General features: G+C 55.3%; 16 protein-coding genes. 7 read left to right on the top strand and 9 right to left on the bottom strand.

The features are described 5' to 3' along the window. Window positions 1-346 precede the first annotated feature (346 nt). From SH573x_RS31395 to SH573x_RS31385, 3 genes are all read right to left on the bottom strand, one after another. Entirely contained in the window at window positions 347-994 is a 648-nt protein-coding gene (locus SH573x_RS31395; RefSeq protein WP_479352185.1) for a hypothetical protein, read from the bottom strand. A gap of 319 nt (window positions 995-1313) precedes the next feature. Next, on the bottom strand, window positions 1314-1982 hold the full coding sequence (locus SH573x_RS31390) for a hypothetical protein (RefSeq protein WP_479352184.1): 669 nt from the start codon (window positions 1980-1982) through the stop codon (window positions 1314-1316). A gap of 60 nt (window positions 1983-2042) precedes the next feature. Continuing rightward, a complete protein-coding gene (locus SH573x_RS31385) occupies window positions 2043-3518 on the bottom strand; it encodes an MATE family efflux transporter (RefSeq protein WP_479352183.1) in 1476 nt (491 codons plus the stop codon). A gap of 30 nt (window positions 3519-3548) precedes the next feature. Here SH573x_RS31385 and SH573x_RS31380 point away from each other — a divergent pair, with 30 nt between their 5' ends. The 3 genes from SH573x_RS31380 (at window position 3549) to SH573x_RS31370 (ending at window position 6311) form a co-directional block, all read left to right on the top strand. Next, window positions 3549-4559 (top strand): D-2-hydroxyacid dehydrogenase, encoded by a 1011-nt coding sequence (locus tag SH573x_RS31380; RefSeq protein WP_479352182.1) that lies wholly within the window; start codon window positions 3549-3551, stop codon window positions 4557-4559. Window positions 4560-4628: 69 nt separating this feature from the next. Further along, a complete protein-coding gene (locus SH573x_RS31375; RefSeq protein ID WP_479352181.1) occupies window positions 4629-5786 on the top strand; it encodes a serine/threonine-protein kinase in 1158 nt (385 codons plus the stop codon). Window positions 5787-5849: 63 nt separating this feature from the next. Further along, window positions 5850-6311, top strand: coding sequence for a DUF6882 domain-containing protein (locus SH573x_RS31370; RefSeq protein WP_479352180.1), 462 nt, complete (start codon window positions 5850-5852; stop codon window positions 6309-6311). A gap of 497 nt (window positions 6312-6808) precedes the next feature. Here the strand turns inward: SH573x_RS31370 and SH573x_RS31365 are convergent, their stop codons facing one another. Both SH573x_RS31365 and SH573x_RS31360 read right to left on the bottom strand, forming a co-directional pair. Then, window positions 6809-8182 carry a transposase gene (locus tag SH573x_RS31365; RefSeq protein WP_479348747.1) on the bottom strand — a complete coding sequence of 458 codons (1374 nt, stop codon included), beginning with the start codon at window positions 8180-8182 and terminating at the stop codon, window positions 6809-6811. Between the two features lie 1084 nt (window positions 8183-9266). Beyond that, window positions 9267-10466, bottom strand: a complete 1200-nt coding sequence (locus tag SH573x_RS31360) for a glycosyltransferase (protein WP_479352179.1) — start codon at window positions 10464-10466, stop codon at window positions 9267-9269. Between the two features lie 258 nt (window positions 10467-10724). Between SH573x_RS31360 and SH573x_RS31355 the strand changes: the two genes are divergently transcribed. Then, window positions 10725-11267 carry a CinA family protein gene (locus SH573x_RS31355; RefSeq protein WP_479352178.1) on the top strand — a complete coding sequence of 181 codons (543 nt, stop codon included), beginning with the start codon at window positions 10725-10727 and terminating at the stop codon, window positions 11265-11267. On the opposite strand, the gene SH573x_RS31350 is transcribed toward SH573x_RS31355, so the two are convergent. After that, complete coding sequence (locus SH573x_RS31350) at window positions 11243-13975, bottom strand: MMPL family transporter (RefSeq protein WP_479352177.1); 2733 nt, start codon at window positions 13973-13975, stop codon at window positions 11243-11245. The two genes, SH573x_RS31355 and SH573x_RS31350, sit on opposite strands and share 25 nt — an antisense overlap. A 333-nt stretch (window positions 13976-14308) precedes the next feature. On the opposite strand from SH573x_RS31350, the gene rplM reads away from it, so the two are divergent. Beyond that, a complete protein-coding gene (rplM, locus tag SH573x_RS31345) occupies window positions 14309-14764 on the top strand; it encodes a 50S ribosomal protein L13 (RefSeq protein WP_479352176.1) in 456 nt (151 codons plus the stop codon). A 53-nt stretch (window positions 14765-14817) separates the two neighbouring features. After that, window positions 14818-15231, top strand: a complete 414-nt coding sequence (gene rpsI / locus SH573x_RS31340; RefSeq protein ID WP_479352175.1) for a 30S ribosomal protein S9 — start codon at window positions 14818-14820, stop codon at window positions 15229-15231. Window positions 15232-15515: 284 nt separating this feature from the next. Here the strand turns inward: rpsI and SH573x_RS31335 are convergent, their stop codons facing one another. The 3 genes from SH573x_RS31335 to ykgO form a co-directional block, all read right to left on the bottom strand. Then, on the bottom strand, window positions 15516-15728 hold the full coding sequence (locus SH573x_RS31335) for a hypothetical protein (protein WP_479352174.1): 213 nt from the start codon (window positions 15726-15728) through the stop codon (window positions 15516-15518). A 132-nt stretch (window positions 15729-15860) separates the two neighbouring features. Beyond that, a complete protein-coding gene (gene glmS, locus SH573x_RS31330; RefSeq protein WP_479352173.1) occupies window positions 15861-17729 on the bottom strand; it encodes a glutamine--fructose-6-phosphate transaminase (isomerizing) in 1869 nt (622 codons plus the stop codon). Between the two features lie 123 nt (window positions 17730-17852). Beyond that, window positions 17853-18005 carry a type B 50S ribosomal protein L36 gene (gene ykgO / locus SH573x_RS31325; protein WP_479352172.1) on the bottom strand — a complete coding sequence of 51 codons (153 nt, stop codon included), beginning with the start codon at window positions 18003-18005 and terminating at the stop codon, window positions 17853-17855. Window positions 18006-18382: 377 nt separating this feature from the next. Between ykgO and SH573x_RS31320 the strand changes: the two genes are divergently transcribed. Continuing rightward, complete coding sequence (locus SH573x_RS31320) at window positions 18383-20413, top strand: ATP-dependent helicase (protein ID WP_479352171.1); 2031 nt, start codon at window positions 18383-18385, stop codon at window positions 20411-20413. The last annotated feature ends 107 nt before the right edge of the window (window positions 20414-20520 follow it).

Here is a 20520-nt window from a genome sequence, read left to right as displayed (position 1 = left end):
GATCGCGCCCGAGCGGCTGTGAACGGCCGTCGCTCATGAAATTTTCGTTCAAATTTTCAGAGGCGATTGTGACTGAGAGTAACTGGAGCTATCAGCGGGTCTTTCTGAGACCCAATGCCCGGCTGATGCCCAGTCTTCGCCCGAATGGGAAGCATGGGAGGTCTGGGTAGGCCAGATTTATGCCTGCAGATGAGCACCCGCTGTCTGCCTGGATTTCGCGTGCTTCCGATCTCAGACAACGTCATCAGGGGACCAAACTCTGATGATCGTCGCTCGACCACGGGTCACTTCTCAGGGGTGCCTTTACGCCTAAATCCCTGTGAGGTGCCCAAAGGTCGGGGCGATTCTAATTTCTCCAAGCAGTATTGCGCGCGTCTGGAGCGCTCATCGTTAAGGCTCGCACAATGCGAATGGTGCGGCGCTCCAGCCGCTCTTGCCGTGTTAGCTGAGCGTCAGGATCGGCTAACCGTTCAAGTTTGTCGTTGATGATGCGGTAGAACTCGAGTGTCAACTTGGCTTGATCTTGCAGGTCTACGCCCAGCTGTTCTTCCAGACTGGCCTCCGTATCCAACACTAACCAACGTGCTTCGTTGGGCGCCTGTTCCACTTGCACAAAGATGTCTTCGATGGCTTGATGATTGTCACGCAGCCATTGCCGAAACTCATCGGCGCTTAGTTCCACAGCGCTGTCGATGCCCCGCTCCAGCTGCCGCACGGTAAGTGTTTCGAGTTCTTCACGCAGCTGAGGCAAACGTTCAATCAGTGAGTGGCTGAAGTTTTGCGCGAGGTGAGGTGTCTGTTGCTCAGTCGCGCTGAGCCATTGGCGTTTGATCTCAGGGTAGTTTTGGATGACCGCTTGCTCGACGCGATCAACCAACCGCTGCGGCTGAGTTTCGCGGCGAATTTTGTGGTAGACGCTGTAGGTCAGGCCGCCACATTCGATGACAAGCACAAAGGCCAAGAGCGTCGAGAGCCAAGACAAACTGCGTGTCATGATTGGGCAATACACCTTAACATTGGTTCAGGAACCGTAAAAAAATAAATGTCCGGACTAATCGCATCAGAGGGAATGAGTTCTTGATTTTGAAATTGTTCGTTCATCACTGCAGGCATCGGTTTGAACCGCACGGTTGGGCATGGACCCGTTTTACCAATTTAACAGCCAAAACCGGCGATTCTTGCATCCAACTGTCGCAGCGAGCTGCATCGAACCGCTACTCTGCGTGCCAATGAACATTCTTGGCTTGAAGTCAATGGCTCTCCGCAGCACTGTCAGTCCGGACATTTATTTTTTTACGGTTCCTTAGCGTAGTTCAATCGGAGGCAGGCGCTGGCCGACTGACCGTCAACAACCAATCTTGAGCCGTCTGAGCCAATTGCTCTTCTAACGCCGGTTCATCGTATTCAGGTAGTCGGGCGGGCGGAATAGAACGCCAGAGATGTTCGGTGCGGGCAGCTTCTTGACGGAAATGGTCCAAGTAATATCGATCAACCAGTTCGGCAAAGGTGGCTTCGAACGCAGCCAGCACGCGCTGCACATTTTCCCGCGTGGCGTGTTCAGGAAATTCGCTCGTCAAAATCTGCCGATGTTGCATCAAATAATCATGGTAGCGAGTTTTGACTTTGACCAGAAAAGCGTCTTCGACGTTATTGAAGTACACGGAGCCTTCATGCTCCAGGCTTCGGGCCAGAAGTGGATAATCGTGGCGTGCTTGTTCGATCAACACTTGCTGGACGATTGGCCAGGTCTCTTCGGTGAGCTGGAAGGCTTCGCGCTCCAGATCTGTGCTGTGATAGCTCAGCCGCTCCGCAGCCGTTTCGGTCAACCGCGACACGTAGTCCGGATCGACTTTCGGCTCATAGAAATAGTGTACGTAAATGGCCGCACTGGTAACCGCTACCACCATCGCCAGCAAAATACAGTTGGTCAGCCCCAGCGCCACTTTGGTGCCGGCACCCGTTGAGTGTGTTTGAGCATCCATGATAGAGAGGGCCACAAGCAATTTGCGCGCCTTCTCGCATTGGCGAAGTGTGAACTGGGTTTATTCAGCCACTTGCTCAATAACTTGCATCGTCTTCCATTTCCCTTGAAAGTAGCGCAGGCCGAATACAACAGCCATGCCCAGCACCCAAATGGCGATGATGTACCACCACAGCATCAAACTGCTGCCCAAAATAAGCTCGCCGATCAGGCCCAGTCCAACCGATCCAAAGCCCAGGGCTGCGGTACCCAGCAGCACAAAAGTTGTATCGCCAGCACCTTTGATTGCGCCTACGAATACGATCTGACAGCCATCCAGGATGCAATAGAAAGCGATGATTTGTAGCAAGGGCATCAGCAGCGGACGAACTTCATCAAAGCGATCGTCGGAGCCCATGGCATAGATGCTCGAAACAAAGTCTGGAAAGCCGCCGAGCATGATCGCGCAGAAACCTGTATAGATGAGGGATAGCGCCAGGCCGCAGGTGACCGTACGTTGGGCGAGATCGACGCGCCGTTCCAACACATGTCGACCAACCAGCACACCCAAGCCAATACCCAAACCCATCATCGGTACAAAGGCCAAGACGTTCAGGCCCAGGGCCAGGGTCGTGGCCGTCATTGGCAAAGGTCCCAGGGCACCCACTTGCAACATGATGATCGTGAAGGCGGCGGACTCAGAGAGCATCTGCAGTCCAGCCGGCGCGCCGAATTGCACCAGCCTGCGCAGCATCTCTGGTTCCCAGGCCACGCGCTTGGTACTGCGACTGAGCGAACTCAATTCCGGTCGAACTCGAATCAGCCAGGCGGCCAAAGGCAACTTGAGCCAGAAGGCGATGGCGGTCGCTGCGCCGGCCCCCAGTACTCCCATGGCTGGAATGGGGCCGTAGCCAAAGATCATAATGAAGCTCAAGACAAAATTGACAATCGTCGAGATAGCGTCGATGACCAAGACCCAGCCGGTATAGCCCAGGCCAGTCATTAGCCCGCTTTGCGCACTATAAAATAGAACAGCGATCCCCCCGATGATCAGGGTTCGCAAGTACGTCGACTCCAGCGCTTGCATGGTTTCGGTATGGTTGAAATACCAAAAAGGAAAGTCAGCAAAGACGAAAGCCAGAACTAACAGCGGGACCATCATCCAAGAAAGTCGTTGGGCGTGACGATACGCGACGATGATCCGCTCGGGGCGTCCGGCGCCGATGTACTGGGATACAAAAGTGCTGAGGTAACTGAGCATGCCGGTCGGCAGGCACATCAATGCCCAGTAGAACGTGCCGGCGCCCATGGCCGCTGAGGCCGAATTGGTCTTGTCCCAATAGTACAGCAAGGTGCGGTCGGTGAAGAGCATTACGGAGGTCAGGCCGGTCGATATCACCAGCGGGAGAGCCAGGGCGATCAGCGGTCCGGGCCCCCAATCGCTCAGCCACCACTGCATGAAGCTGAGTGGCTCACGCGGCTGCTGGGCTGGGCCACTAGCCAGGCTGGATGGATCGGTTATGGTTAATTCGCTTGTGTTCTGACAGGGAGGTTGCATTAGAAAATTACTTTTGGGGTCGCTCGTTCGATGGCAGGTTCAACTCGTTCACTGGTCGGCTGGAACATTGTCCTGTGCTATCCAGTCGAGGAGCGGCATCGCGAGCAGATAGCTGCTGCGGCCCCGGGAGCTAGGATAGTAGACGCTGGCCAGGAAGGTATTGGCAAGGCCCTGCTGGAGGCCGATATCTTTATTGGTCATGCCAAAGTCCCGGTACCTTGGGACGATGTGGTACGACAAGGACGGCTGAAGTGGATTCAAAGTTCGGCAGCTGGCCTGGATCATTGCCTGGTACCAAGTGTGATCGAGTCATCCATTCCGGTTTGCAGTGCATCCGGGTTGTTTGCCAATCAGGTGGCTGAACAGACGCTGGCACTGCTGTTGGGATTGCTGCGCGGGTTGCCGACATTTTTTCGCCAAGCGCAATCACGTGAGTTTGTCCGTCGACCAACGGGTGACTTGCACGGACAGACGGTGGGGATTGTAGGCCTGGGCGGCAACGGTCGTCGGTTGGCTCAGCTGTTGGCCCCGTTTCGCACTCGAATTCTGGCAACGGATTATTATCCGGTTAGAAAGCCGGCTGAAGTGGCTGAACTGTGGCCAGCCGATCAGCTGATCGCGATGGCCGCCCAAGTTGACACCTTGATCCTTTGTTTACCGCTGAATGCTAGCACGGAGAAGCTGATCGATGCGAGTGTCTTTTCAGCGATGCGGCCGGGTAGTCGCTTGATCAACGTAGCGCGCGGGCAAGTAGTTGATGAAGTGGCCCTGGTGGCCGCGCTGGAGAGTGGGCATTTGGCGGGAGCGGGACTGGATGTGACCTATGTCGAGCCGTTACCGGAGAAGAGTCCACTGTGGACTCAACCGCAGGTCATCATTACCCCTCATGTTGGAGCTCAGGCGGCGTCGCGAGTTTGTGATTCGACGCGCTTGGCGTGCGAGAACTTGCGACGTTTTCAGAGCGGCCAGCCGCTTTTGAATCTAGTGGACAAACGCTTAGGATTTCCACATCCGGATGTGATGGCCGTTAACGTAATGTAAACGGCTAGTATCATCTTAAGCGCCGGGTGGTTATAGTCACTAGTAACACCCACAGCCAAGGAAGTGGCAATGCCGACAACAACGATGCTAGAGGAAGGCCGAACGCGAGCTCTTGATGGCGCGCAGGCGGTTGTACCAACTAACAAAGAGCTGATTGAACTCTACGATGCACTCATTTCGGGCGGCCGGGTTCAGTGGACCACGTACCATCAACTGGATCGCCAGCTAGGTAGCGGCGGCCAAGGAGTCGTGTTTCTGAGCGAGCGTCGCGGGGCTGATGGTTTCAATCAGCCAGTGGCGATGAAGTTCTTTTCGCCCGAACGTTTCCCATCGCCGGCAGCCTATGACAAAGCGATGGCTCGACTAGCGCGAGTGGCCTCGCGCGTCGCCTTGATTCAGCACGATAATGTGTTGGACGTGCAGGACTTTGTCGATCGAAGTCGCATTCGCATTATGGTCATGGAATGGATCGATGGTTATGACCTGCGACAGTTGATGGATCCGCGCCAGTTGGAGATGGTGCGCGAGCGATCGGCGACCAAGCGCTGGGAATATATCAACAGTGTGATCGCAACCTTCGGGCCCGAGCAAACGCGATTCAAAGCCGGTGTAGCCGTGGCGATTGTTCGGGACTGCCTGGCAGCCTTGGCGGCCTTGCATCGTGAGAAGGTGGTGCATGGCGACATCAAGCCGTCGAACATCATGCTCAAACGCACGGGGCATGCGAAGGTGATCGATATTGGTTCGGCTTTTGAGTTGGATGATCTGCCCAACCAGCGCGCCTGCACGCCGGCTTATGCTGCCCCGGAGGTTCTAGAGGGGTCTTGCTGTACACCGCGCAGTGACTTGGCAAGTTTAGGCTATGTGCTAATTGAAATGCTGGCTGGCCGGCCATGTTTTCCCGGTGATATGAATCTGCGAGATTTGCTGGAAGCCAAACGCAAATTGCCTCATCAGCTGCAGGATATGTTGCCGCAGGAAGTGACGTGCAACAATCACTTGATGAATTTATGTCGACGCTGCATTGCGCCGGATCCTGGGCGTCGTTTCCCCAGTGCCGAAGCGGCCGAGTTGCTCGAAGACGGCGCTGCGCAGTTTCATCGCCAATTGGTCTTTGGTGATTTGGCTAGCGAGTACGATCACGACATTCGCGTATGGCTGCAAGAGCTCCGCCACTTCGACCGTGCCGGCGAGTCGCCTGGTGACTCCAGTTCACTGCCGTCCTAAACTTGAATCGGCTAGTCATGTATTTTTTGCCGTTCCTTCGATGATTGTGGTTTGGAGGATGTCGTGGTTCCCGATGTCAACGCATTCATCGAGCAATCGCTAGAGGGATTGAAAGCGCAGACGGCCGCTCATACCGCGACCTGGCAGTTGGGCGAAGAAGAGACTTGGTCGGTCGACCAAGACACTGGGAAGATTACGCTAGTCTTCGCTGATGGCCGGGTGGCCACTGCTGATATGCAAATCGTCGGCACCTACAACATAGAGGATGGTACGTTTCTGTGGGGTTGGGATCATCCATCCGTGGAAGAGCCACTGCGTAAGCATGCAGAGTTGGCTCGTCGATTTGGCGAAGACCACGGTCTGCCTGAGTATTCCAACCGCATGATTGAGTGTTCGGAGGAAGACGCTTGGGAATTTACGGCGGTAACCGTCAGGCTGGCCCAAGCCAATGGTGCCTATTGCGGTCCGGCAGGCAGCACACTGGTCTACATGACCTTCGGCGATGTAACACTATCCAAGCCGTAGGCGTTAGCCGGCGTTAGCCTCGGTTTGCTTGGATCAAGTTTGACAATCGGCAAATCGTTTAACCCGTAGCCGCAGGCGAGGCGAACGCAGCGATTGACTCTCAGTTGGCAAATCACTGACCACTGCACGTGGATGCTCAGGTAAACGCAGACATGGTTAGAGGGTGCACCTCGCCTGGCGGCAAATCGTTTAACCCGTAGCCGCAGGCGAGGCGAACGCAGCGATTGACTCTCAGTTGGCAAATCACTGACCACTGCACGTGGATGCTCAGGTAAACGCAGACTTGGTTAGAGGGTGCACCTCGCCTGGCGGCAAATCGTTTAACCCGTAGCCGCAGGCGAGGCGAACGCAGCGATTGATCTTCAGGTGGCAAATCACTGACCAACGCCAGTGGATGCTCAGGTAAACGCAGACATGGTTAGAGGGTGCACCTCGCTTGGCGGCAAATCGTTTAACCCGTAGCCGCAGGTTTTGAAGTTGCGCCTTTTTTGCTTAAATCATACGGCTATCCTGTATTCTGTTGGAAGTGCTGCAGCCATCAATCGTTTGAGTTTGTTGATGCCTCCAGAAGTTTTTAGGCGGTCGTTGATGTACTTTAGTTCTTGGCCCATACTTTCTTGGCGGTAGGCTAAGCACAGTCCATGCAGTCGCTGCATGGCCCACCATCGTCGCCTCTCCTCGTCGAGCCTACGGTCATTCATTCTTGTGATACGCATATCTTCCAAGAACAATACCGTAGTAATCGCCAACTCAGTCCAAGTCTCCACAGCTCGGAAGTCTTTGAACGAGTACTGATCGAAACCGAGCGTAGACTTTAGTTCTTTGAAGAATAGTTCGATTTGCCAGCGGAGCGAGTACATCTCGATCACTTCAAGCACACTCAAATCAACAGCATTCGTCATCAGGATTTTGACGTCGTCGGAAGTCGCCTTCACTAGATTGGATTTCGTTGTCGAAAAAATCAGTAGCACTGAACCGACGTTCCGTACCTCTGCTTTTTCCTTGTGCGTATAGTAATCGCGATGTTTCGTTTTCGGCCCAATACGATACTTGGAAAGCCGCCGGTAAGAGGCGTACTTGCCCGTACTCGCGTGAAGCCTGGTTCGCTTGAGCGACAAACTCGTCCAATCCTTTAAACGAGACCGCAATTTGGGGCGGTTGCCCTTGGTGCCTTGATAAACTCTTTCCGAATTAGCCGGAAAGATCCATGTGTATCCTTTTTCCTCACAAGCTTCGCGTACAACCTGAGATTCATAGGCCGTATCGCCTATCACCACTACTTCCGCATCATCTGGCAATGGGAGCGTGCGGATCATTTCCGCAGCACACTCTGCCGTTGTCAGCATCGGAACTTTTCGATGCTCGCTGTATTCTTCCGTGTAGTGGGGCATTTGCCTTGGCACACGGATGCCACTGGGAGTGATCAGCACACCGCACGTGAAGCTGTGGATCGATTTAGCATCCGTCTTCACGCGCTTCCTGTTTTTACTATTCCCGTTCTTCTTGCGTTGGCGATTGCCAGCGCTACATATGTATGTGTTTTGAGATGTCTTACCAGACTGCGTCTTCTGCGTTGCATCCACAATGAAAAAGAATTTGCCGCGCTTCGACTCTTTCGCGAGCAGTGCCTTGGCCAGACCTTTATTGAAATCGAATTTCCGCCAACGTGCCTGCGCCAAGAAACGAGTTACCTCCCCGCGATGAACTGCCTCGGAGCAAATACTACCAGCAGCAGCCGAGCAACTCATTCGGCCGCGATGCAGAATAAAGGCGAGCACCATTCGCATGAACATCATCAATGCGCGTTCTTTGAGATTACATTGAGCCAAATACCCCTTGAGCGACTTGGCAGATTCGGCGACGATAATCATTGCGGGTCCTCCTCCATGTTTGGTGATATTCAACAAACTTTTCATGGAATGGACCCGCTTTTTTTGCAATAGCAGTTTTTTTGCTAGCATGAAAAAGGCGCAACTTCAAAAGCCGCAGGCTAGGCGAACGCAGCGATTGACTCTCAGTTGCAAATCACTGACCACTGCACGTGGATGCTCAGGTAAACGCAGACTTGGTTAGAGGGTGCACCTCGCCTGGCGGCAAATCGTTTAACCCGTAGCCGCAGGCGAGGCGAACGCAGCGATTGACTCTCAGTTGGCAAATCACTGACCAACGCCAGTGGATGCTCAGGTAAACGCAGACATGGTTAGAGGGTGCACCTCGCCTGGCGGCAAATCGTTTAACCCGTAGCCGCAGGCGAGGCGAACGAATCGATTGACTCTCAGGTGGCAAATCACTGACCACTGCACGTGGATGCTCAGGTAAACGCAGACTTGGTTAGAGGGTGCACCTCGCCTGGCGGCAAATCGTTTAACCCGTAGCCGCAGGCTAGGCGAACGCAGCGATTGACTCTCAGGTGGCAAATCACTGACCACTGCACGTGGATGCTCAGGTAAACGCAGACATGGTTAGAGGGTGCACCTCGCCTGTCGGCTACATCGTTTAACCCGTAGCCGCAGGCTAGGCGAACGAAGCGATTGACTCTCAGTTGGCAAATCACTGACCAACGCCAGTGGATGCTCAGGTAAACGCAGACATGGTTAGAGGGTGCACCTCGCCTGGCGGCAAATCGTTTAACCCGTAGCCGCAGGCGAGGCGAACGAAGCGATTGACTCTCAGGTGGCAAATCACTGACCACTGCACGTGGATGCTCAGGTAAACGCAGACTTGGTTAGAGGGTGCACCTCGCCTGGCGGCTACATCGTTTAACCCGTAGCCGCAGGCTAGGCGAACGCAGCGATTGATTCTCAGGTGGCAAATCACTGACCACTGCACGTGGATGCTCAGGTAAACGCAGACTTGGTTAGAGGGTGCACCTCGCCTGGCGGCTACGGGTTAAACGATGACGCCAGCAAGAAGCGTATGCCACACAGGCTGGAAGCCTATGCCACATGCTGTAGATCAAAGGATGCGATTGTAGGCGTGAGCGATGCGGCGGGCCATTTCGATGTCGGAGAAGCGGCTGCGATGGCGAGCCAGGGCAGCGCGACTGAGTGCGAGCCAACTCGTTCGGTCGCTGCACAACTGACGAATCTTGTCGGCTAAATCTGCTGCATTGCGTGGCTCGGCCAACATGCCTTCCTGGCCATGCCGCACTACTTCCGGTGTGCCTTCAACACGCGTGGCTACCACCGGTACGCCGGCCGCTAGTGCCTCGAGGACGACCATGGGCATGCCTTCGCCAAAGAGACTCGGCAGCACCAGCGCGTCGAGAGTGCGAATGGCGCTCGGCACATCGCTGGAGAAGCCGGTTAGTCGCACCACGTCTTGCAAATTCAAGTCGGTCAGCATGGTGCGAATTGAAGTTTCGTAAGCGGCTGTTTCGAAACCACCAATCAGATCCAGCGAGATCGGCTGCCCTTGCGACTTTAATTCTGCCATGGCTTTTAGCGCTACCTCAACTCCTTTGCGAGGCCGCATCAGAGCGATCAGGCCCAAGCGCCAGTTAGGCTGCGTCAATCGCTCTTCGGCTTTGATCGGTTCAATTGCTGCTACGCCGTTGGCCACTGCCACCAGTCGCGACCGCGCTACACCGCGCCGCAACATCTCGCGCCGCAAAGAACGACTGACGGTGATCAGCAAGTCGCAGGAGGCAATCGAAAATCGCTCGACCCAGTCATTGATACGGTTCAGCACGTTGCGAGTGCTATCGCGGGCGGCTGGAGAATGTACATGATAAACCCACGGCAACTGCAAACGATGCGCAGCAAACGCACACACCAGTGCGGCACGTGGCGTATGGGCGTGAAGTAGAAAACTCTGCGTCTCCGCCGCCAGTTCCACCACGCGATCTACTGCGCGCAAGTCGAATCGCCCGCGCATGGCGGCCAAGTGCACGCGGCCCGCCGGTAGTTCGCTCAGCTCAGGAAATATGCCGGGCTTGAGACACGCAAAATGGGCAGCGTAACCGAATTGATCCAACTGCTTGCCCAAATGCTGCTGCACACGCTCGGCGCCCGAAAAATGTTCGCCATTGATCACGTGTAAAATATTAACAGTCTGTTCCGTTTGCACTTTTCCGGAATTCGACGACGATTTGGCCTGATCGAGTCCCAGCGCAGTGAAATCAGAGTGCGCAAAATTCAGAGGTGCAGTCAACATGGTTTCATCCAAAGGGCGTAGTGCAGATCGGCAGATTTCGAGCGCGCCAATCGCACATCGGGGTCACGTGTTCTAAACTGTAGATTTTTCCCATGCTCCAGCACGGAACCGGCCACCACTATCACTCAATTGCTGAACTCTATTTGGTAGGGTCGTAGGGATTGTGTCGCCGATGATCACATCCCGTGATGCGGCATAAGCTCAAGTTAAAGATTTGAACAATCAGCAATTGGACGCATCCACGGGCTTAGACATTCCATGCAATCTACCATCGATATCGCGCATCGCTTGGCTCGAGAACTCAAACTTGCCGGACAGCGCTTGGTGCTAGCCGAAAGTTGTACCGCCGGCCAAGTGGCCGGTGCGCTGGCCAATATCCCAGGCGTCTCCAACAACTTGTGCGGCAGCCTGGTGGTCTATCGCAACGACAGCAAATCGGAGTGGCTAGGGATCGACCCTCAACTCCTGGATGATCCCGAGATCGGACCGGTCAGCTCAAAAGTTACGGAACTCTTAGCGCTGGCTGCATTGAACGCCACGCCCGAAGCAGACATCGCTGCTGCTGTTACTGGTCACATTGGACCTGGTTGCCCAATCGAGCTCGATGGCAGAGTCTTCTTCTGCTTAGCTTTTCGGTCTAGTCAAAAGACGATCCACCACTCCACCCATTTGAAATGCCCTGCCCCAGTCGATACCCAGGACATTGGCGCTCGCGCAGCACGTCTCGTCGAAGCTACACAGTGGGTATTGAGCCAGATCCTGGCCAGCGTTTCCAATCAGAGGCTAGATAGCTCCGGGTAGTCCGGCAAGGACATCACCACAGGAATATCGCTCAGCAAAAGTGGTAGTACCAACGACGATTGCCCATCGCTAAGCGGATGGATAAGTTCCTCGTTAGAAGTTAGCGCGGGACTATTGTTTACCGCGGCTGGATTCACTGGGCTGTCGGACACTGGGCTGTCGAACGCGGGGCCCATAAAACTCAGTATGGCTGGCAAGGTGAACCACGAATGCATCAAGCACAAGCCGACTCCGAACAGCAGCACCACCCCCAAGCTATGCAAGCCGCGATGGTCAGCCAGGCTCATGCAGCCAAAGCCAACCATCGTGGTCAAGCTGGTCAATAATATAGCCAGCGTCGTACTGCCCCCAAGACGATATCGGTGGCTGCCTCGGTGTGAAAAATCATGGATGACGTGGACGCCATCATCAATGCCGATGCCAATGATCAGCGGCAGTGCGATCATGTTGGCTGCATTGAAGGGAATCTCCATTGCGACTAGCCAACCGCAGAGTTGCACAAAGCTGATGCCCACTGGCACTAGCGACAGTACCACCAGGCGAATACTGCGCAAGTCGAGCATCAATAGTGCACTCACAATCAGCATCGCATAGATGCCGGCCTGGTAATAACTGTTCTCGAGTTCGCCGGATGCATACCAGGTTTGAATTGGATGGCCGGTTACGCGCGGATCGACCGATTCCAGTTCTCGTACGAACTGTTGTAGATTCTCGCGCTTCCATAGATTCTCTTTGGCGAAGATGCGCAGCAAGAAGGTCTGGCCATCGGCGCTCGACATTCGCATGCGGACGGCGTCAGGAAAGTCTGACAGTTGAGGCGGTTCCAAAGCGGACATGGCTGCTATGGAGTTAGTTAACTGCTGGATTTGATAGGCCAGCTGCGGATCGATGGATGGAGGCGATGGATGACTGGCCGGCAGGATTGAGCCTGCTTGCCCAAGCACGACTCCGGCTAGCGCGGCGCCCGAGTTTTGTTGGATACTGTGCGACAGCATCAATGCATTATCGCGACAGGCTTTGACCAGTTCGCGCTTGGAAGCATCGCGACTGTCCGCCAGCACTCCGCCGATCTCGTCAACTCTGGCCACGCTGGGTAGCTTGGAAAATTGCTCGTGCAATGCGCGGGCTGCGGCTGGAGATCGAGCCATACTGACGGCGAACCACGCGCTGTGTTGTGAGCGGGCTGTCAGTTGATGTTCGATTTGAACGCTGGGTGCATCTTCAGCTTGCAAGTTCAAAAGGTTGTGATCGTAAACCAAACGTGGAATCTGGGCTGCCGAGTAGATAGTCACTAGCGCAGTGCTGATCAACATGGGCGTGCGAAAACGCATGTTCGAGCGATTGCTCCATGCGAGCAGATGCATCATCCGCTGGTGAAACGCACTCAGCCCGCCGGTCCATGAGGCCACTTCGAACTTGGGCAAGTAACGAGCTTGCAAGACGATCAGCGCCGGCAGCACGGTCAAGGTCACCACCAGGCACGCTAAAGTTCCAAAGGAACAGATCAATCCCAGTTCAGTCATCCCTTTGAAAGGGGTGAGCACAGCAACGGCAAAGGCGGCGGCCGTCGTGACTGCTCCGGTCACGATGCCTTTGCCACAATAGGCAACCGCCTCACCCAAAGCTTGAGGCCACTCAGCCGCGTGACGTTGCAGTAGGTCTGTAGTCCGCAGTCGTGAAAGGAAGTGAATGGCGTAGTCAATGCCCAGGCCCGCGATGATGGCGCCAAAGGCAACGCTGAAGAGATTCAAGTGTCCAATAAACAAGGTTGCCAGGGCGACTGTCCAAATCAGTCCAATCGCCAGTCCGAGGACTGCCACGCATGGCATCCGCCATGATCCAAACCCAATCACGAAGATCAGGGCCACGCCAGCCAGGCTGAGCAGCGTGGCCTTCTGCATGTCGCGTTGGCTCGATCGACCTTCGTCCCATTCCAGAATGGGCATGCCCGTCATACCAAATTGAACATCAGGGTATTGCGGCTGCAGCTTGTCGATATGTTCGGTCAGCCGATCAATGACCGCTTGGGCTTGTTCAGGCTCGTCATCCAGGTGCGGCATGCGAACCAGGCACAGCCCTAGAGTGCCACCATCTTCCAGCAGCAGTGGTCCCTCGAGCGGAATGGAATCGGCCAATTCTGCCAGGCCCCTTTGAGCCTGATGGATCGCCGAGAAGATCGGCAAGTTGGAATTGTGGTGAAGACCTGACACATTCTCCACATGTCCCGCCCGCGTTACCGACGATGTAGAGTCGGCCGAGCTGGTCATGGTCGTTAAAGTTTGCAGCAGTTGCGTCAGCTGACTGAGGCGATCAGTCGGCATCAGGTACAGCGACTTGGAAGCCAGGTTGCCCAACGATTGGCGATACAACACCCCGGTCAGCTGCGAGTCTGCCTCGAGCCGCATGCCGACGTCCACTAGGGCGGTTGCCAAACGTTTAGGGTCGGTGTGGGAGACGACAAGGACCGCATCGTCTTGGCGACCGAAGCGGTCCAGGAACTGTAGCCAACGTTGGTTATAGGCGGCCTTGGGGTTGAGCAGGGCCAGACGGCTCGTCTGAAATTCCAGCCTCGAGGCCGTCAGGACAATAGCCAGGCAAGTCACCAGAGCAGCAGCACACGCCGTCCACACCGGGCGGCTAGCCGATTGGTAGGCGACGCGGCTCAACAGAGTTGCGAGCCAGTCGTGCCGAGGTGTTGGATCTTGCATGCTGAAAAGAAATCTAGAGTTTTGTAGTAGCCGAAGTCGCCAGACTTTGGACGCGTCAAACTTCACACATCCAATCTCTGGCGAGATCGGCTACGTCAAACTTCACACATCCAATCTCTGGCGAGATCGGCTACGGGAAATTCGACTCATCCAATCTCTGGCGAGATCGGCTACGGCTCCCCATAATCGGTCTGAGATGTACTGGTTGGCCTTGGCCAGTGACAAGAGCGAAATTACGACTTGCGAGCTTTCGGGCAGGCGGCTAAACTTTTGGGCTTCCCCGCTACTAGAGCGATTTCAACACAGGTTATTTCGGCCCTTACGGGTTCTGCCATGCCGACTTTCATGCAAAAGACTTACGTTGCCAAGCCTAACGAACTGCCACAAAAGTGGTTCTTGGCTGATGCCTCCAATCAGATTTTGGGCCGTTTGGCAAGCGATATTGCGATGATTCTGATGGGCAAACATCGCCCAACTTACACTCCTCACGTAGATACCGGCGACTTTGTCGTCGTTACCAACGCGGAGAAAGTGGTCATGACTGGCAATAAGATGGAACACCGGCACTACGCTTGGTACAACGGCTACACCGGTCAAAAGATGGAGAGCTATCAATCTCGCTTTGACCGCAAACCCGAGGATCTTATCCTGGAAGCCGTTCGCCGCATGCTTCCCAAGAACAAGTTGGGTCGCCATATGCTAGCTAAGTTGAAGGTTTACGTAGGCAACGAGCATCCGCATGCTGCCCAGTCGCCCGAGCCAATTGAACTTGGCAAGAAGGCTTCGTAAGAACTTACTTTCATTCAGTCACACACACGTATTTCTCTTGAGTTTGAAGCGTTATGGTTGCAGTAAAGAAAGACAAGGTCAGCGGTGATTCACTAGGCACTGGCCGTCGCAAGACCTCCGTCGCCCGAGTACGGATTCGACCAGGTTCCGGCAAGATTGTCGTCAACGGTCGCAGTTTGGACCAGTTCTTTCCTTGCGTTCAACACCAGAAGGCAGTGATCGAAACGCTCGAGCACGTCGGTCAGCAAGGCTCGGTCGATGTGGTCGCTCGCGTTCAAGGCGGCGGTATCAGTGGTCAGGCCGGCGCTGTGCGCATGGCCATCGCTCGTGCTCTCTGCAGCCACGACCAGGAATTGTTCCAACCTCTGCGCGATGACGGCTACTTGACCCGTGATTCACGCATGAAGGAACGCAAGAAGTACGGTCTGCACGGTGCCCGACGCGGTACCCAGTTCAGCAAGCGCTAAGCGCCCTGGACCCTCTGGCGATCATTATCTTTGGAAACTATGTAGAGCGGCTGTCCCCAGCCGCTCTAATTTTTTGTAGGTTTTGCTCCTACTCCTACTCCTACTCCTACTCGTACTCGATGCGTCAAGTTGGTTCGTCGAGCACGTAGCCGAGGTCTCTCCGAGACTCGGATTTGCGGTGAGTTACTTCGTGCGGTACTAGTAGTGCGCCGCTGCGCACAGATCTGCCCGATACACACAGGCTGGAAGCCTATGCCACAGGCTGGAAGCCTATGCCACAAGCGTTAGAAATGCTCATGTTCCAGCGCAGCTGACATCTCGTCAGGCAGCTTGGCAGTCGGGACCACGGGCGTAATGTTGACCTTGGTACGCTTCAGCTCTTCGATCTGCGCTACCAATTTCTGTAACAAGTTAGCAATCTCGGTTCCGGCCGCTTCGCCGATGTGAACGTTGAGCGCTTTGCGAGCTTGATAGCTCAGGCCAAGATTCGTATTCATCTGCTCGGGTTGCCTTCTGATGAGATGGGGATGTAGTCGGGCTGATGGTTACACAGGCTGGAAGCCTATGCCACACTTTCACAGGCTGGAAGCCTATGCCACATGTACACAGGCTGGAAGCCTATGCCACATTTACTCGACGGTGACACTCTTGGCGAGGTTGCGAGGTTTGTCGACATCACAGCCGCGTAGCGTAGCGATCTCGTACGCTAGCAATTGCATGGGAATGGCAGTGATGATCGGTTGCAAGAACTCTTCCGTTTCGGGCACGACAATGACTTCATTGGCCAGGCGATCGACTTGTGGATCATGATGATCGACGATTGCAATTACCGGGCCCCCGCGAGCCTTGACTTCCTGCAAGTTGCTTAGCACTTTGTCATACACGACACCGCGCGGAATGATAAAGACCGACGGCGTGTGTTCATCGACCAGGGCAATCGGACCATGCTTCATCTCGGCCGCAGGATAGCCTTCAGCATGGATGTAGCTGATCTCTTTAAGTTTCAGAGCGCCTTCCAAGGCACTCGGGAAATTCGTATTGCGACCCAGGTATAAGAAGTTCGTGGCACTCGCGTATCGTGAGGCAACTTCTTTGATTTGAGCGTGGCACTGCAGCGACCGTTCGACCAGTTCGGGCAGCTCTTCCAGTCGCGTGATGATGCGCTGACCGGCTTCGAAGCTCAGGCCGCGCAGCCGACCAAAGTGCAAAGCCAAGAGCGCCAGCACCGTTAGTTGCGATGTAAAGGCTTTGGTCGAAGCGACGCCGATCTCTGGACCGGCATGCAAGTAAATGCCACCGTCGGCCTCTTGCGCGATGCTGCTGCCAATAACGTTGCAGATGGCCAGCGTATGATGACCCTTGCGCTTCATCTCACGCAGGGCAGCCAACGTATCAGCCGTCTCGCCGCTTTGGGTAATACCGAAGATCAGGGTGTCGTGGTCGACCGGTGGATTGCGATAGCGTAGTTCGCTGGCATACTCAACTTCCACCGGCAACCTCGCCAGTTCTTCGATGATGTATTCACCCACCATGGCCGAATGCCAGCTCGTGCCGCAACCGGTCAGCAGCAAGCGACGTACGCTACGCAATTGCTGTGGGGTCAGGTTCAGTCCGCCGAACTTGGCAGTTCCGTTGTCTTTGTCGATCCGACCGCGCAGGGCATTGCGAATCGACTGCGGTTGCTCGTAGATTTCTTTGAGCATGTAATGGGCATAGCCATCCAAGTCGACTTCTTGCGTTTGTGCCGAGAGCGGCTGTACGTCGGGACGCACTCGACCTTCGTCGCGATGGATCACCTGAATCGAATCCGCTTTGAGCACAGCCAGTTGATGATCGGCCAGGTAAATAATGCGGTCGGTAAAGCCCACCAGAGGCGATGTATCGCTGGCCAAGAACTGCTCCCCGCGACCCACGCCAATAACCAGAGGGCTGCCGCAGCGGGCGGCGATCAGCATGTCGGGTCGATCGCGAAACACGATTGCCAGGCCGTAGGTGCCCCGCAGTTGGGTCAGTGTCTTCTGAATCGCTTCAACATAGCGGTCGACGGCATCCGTGGTATTGGAGCCACTGGGAGTCGTGGAGTTCTTCAGATGGTCGGCAATCAGATGGGCGATAACTTCGCTATCGGTAGCCGAATGGAACTGATAACCCCGAGCTTGTAGCGACTGTTTGAGGGTTTCGTAGTTCTCGATAACGCCGTTATGGACCAGCGCCAGGATTCCATTTCCACCCAAGTGCGGGTGAGCGTTTTCTTCAGTGGCTGGACCGTGGGTGGCCCAGCGTGTGTGCCCAATGCCGGCGGTCGCTACCTGCGGTCGTCGCGCCACAGCCTGGTCCAGTTGCTCGACGCGCCCGGCAACGCGCGTGACGCGAATGCCTTCAGAGTTGATTGTGGCTATGCCCGCGCTGTCGTAACCGCGGTATTCCAGGCGCCGCAAGCCGCCCACGAGAAACGGGCTGGCTTGTTTGCTGCCGATATAACCGACTATTCCGCACATGCCGAATATTCCAATGAGAACGCAGGGCTGATAACTATCGTTACCACCAACGTAGCTTGCGGAACGGGCGTGGGACCAGTGGGCAGCAGGTTTTTCAGCTGGAGAGGCGTTTCCAGCCGCTTATTAGCGTTTGGTCTTGCGACTCTTGGCGCCGCCTTGGCGGACCTTGTAGCGCGGGTTGCTCTTGCAGATTACATAGATCCGCCCGCGACGGCGGACAACCTGGCAATCTGGGTGGCGAAACTTCAGTGCGCCGATCGACGATACAACTTTCATGGCACGCTAGCCTTCGACTTAAGCAGTTTTCGGGTAATCTTTGTTTCGATGAAAACGGTGCCCAAGTGTCAGTATCCGGGCCTCCGGGAACTCCGAATTTTAGGCAACTAGCCCATTTACGCAACACCAGTTTGCCAAAATACCTCCGGCCAACAGAGATCGCACAGCTATTAACTATTAAATTGCCAAGGGTTTACTCCTACTCCTACTCGTACTCCTACTCGGAGATTTTTCGAGTAGGAGTAGGAGTACGAGTACGAGTACGAACAAGCAGGGTGACGTAAAGCCGTTCGCACAATCGACTTAAAAGCTGTACGATCTCGAGACGCTGGCGATGATTGAAAGCCTACCTGGATGGGTGGCTACGGGAAAACTTGATGAGTGACAATCTCAATTCAGAACAGGCCGCTGCGGTTGCAACACTCAGCGGCCCGCTGCTAGTGCTGGCTGGAGCCGGGACTGGAAAAACGCGAGTAGTAACGTTTCGCATCGCCAACTTGATCAAACACCGCACGGCACCCAACCGCATTCTGGCGGTGACCTTTACCAATAAAGCCGCCCAGGAAATGAAGGAGCGGGTTGCGCACAAACTGGGGAAACCCAAAAAAGTGCCCAAGGGTACCGAACCGCCGCCGGCACCCGTCATTGGCACCTTCCACTCCAATTGTCTGCAGATCCTCAGGCGGCATGCCCGGTTGATGGGGTATCCCGAACGCTTCGCCATTTACGATCGCAGCGATCAAGAATCGGTAGCTCGCGAAGTGCTGCGGCAGTTGCGTGTGGGCGACGGCGTGATGCGGCCGGGCGACTTGCTTTCGCACGTCAGCCGTTGGAAGAACTCAGGGGTCCGCCCGGCCGAAGCTGGTGACCTGGCTCGCACCGACGCCGAGCACGTGGCGGCCAGCGGCTATCGTCGTTATCAACAAGCCATCAAGCTGGCAGGTGCGGTCGACTTTGATGATCTGCTCTTGGTGACCGAAGAACTTTTCAGCCAGCATGAAGACGTTCGCCAAGCCGAAGCTTCGCGGTTTGATCATATCTTGGTCGATGAGTACCAGGACACCAACCAGTCGCAATATCGGATCATCAAATTCCTGGCCAGCGAGCATCGCAATCTGTGCGTGGTGGGTGACGATGATCAATCGATCTATGGTTGGCGCGGCGCCGAGGTGCAACACATTCTGAACTTCCGCAACGATTGGCCCGAAGCCAAAGTCGTGCGCTTGGAAAGTAACTATCGATCGACTGCCGCCATCATCGAAACGGCCAATCGGCTGATCGTGTTCAATCAGCATCGACACGATAAACAATTGCGTGCCAGTCGCATGGGCGGCATGGCACCCCGCGTCATGCAGTACAAGAACGAAGTGGAAGAAGCCAAGCAAATTACCTTCGAAATTCAACGTCTGCTCGATCGCGGCGTGCGTCAAGCTGGAGATGTGGCGATCTTGTTTCGCACCAATGAACAACCACGCGTCTTCGAAACGGAACTGCGCAAAGCGAAAGTGCCGTACGTGCTGATGGGCAGTCAATCGTTCTTCGATCGCAAAGAAGTTCGCGACGTGTTGTCGTACTTGCGGATCATTGATAATCCGCGCGATGAAGTCTCGATGCTGCGGATCATCAATACGCCACCGCGAGGTATTGGTGCCAAGTCGGTTGAATCGCTGCTCAGCCAGGCGGTCAACGCGGGTGAGCCAGTTTGGGAATTGATGCACCGCATCACGGTGACTAGCAAGTTGCCGGAGCCGGCGCGTCGCGGCTGTTTGTCATTGCAGCACATGATCGAGAAGTACAGCCATGCGCTCAGCGGCGGCATGCCGCTGGCCGACTGTGTGCGCGGGGTGATTCAAGATACTGGATACATGCATGAACTCATGCGACTGTATCCTGAACCGGAAGAGCGCGAAGCGCGTGAGGCTTCGGTCGAAGAAGTTGTCAATGCCGTGGCTCAGTATGAGGCTGAGGCCCGCGAGCCTTCGCTGGCGGGCTTTATCGATGAAGTCACCTTGGCCGGCCGCGAGTTCGGCAGTCCCAAAGAGAAGGCGGCCCAGCGCAACGCGGTCTGGCTGATGACCTATCACAGTGCCAAAGGGCTCGAGTTCCCGGTGGTGTATATGGTCGGCATGGAAGAAGGGATTCTGCCACACAGCCGCACTTTGCGCGATACGCCTGACGATGTCGACGAGGAGCGTCGGTTGTGTTACGTGGGCATCACGCGAGCTCAAGATGAACTCACGCTGTCGTTGCCTTTGGAACGCAACAAGTGGGGGCGGCCGCGACCCACGTTTCCGAGCCGTTTTCTGTATGAAATGACTGGCCAGGCTGACAATCCGAACCGCAAATCGGCCATCGACGGCGCGCGCAAAGAGCTGCGATCGGGCGGCAAGACCAAGGCCAAAAAGTGAGCCCATGCGTTAGCTATTTGGGAAAATAGCTGGGGTCTGCTATATTGGGTGGTTCGCTGGACGAGAGTGTTCGACTTGGCGGCGTATTTATTCTCCGGTGAGGCCTG

Source organism: Rania fehmarnensis, assembly GCF_056494185.1.
This window is presented reverse-complemented; position numbering and strand designations above follow the sequence as displayed.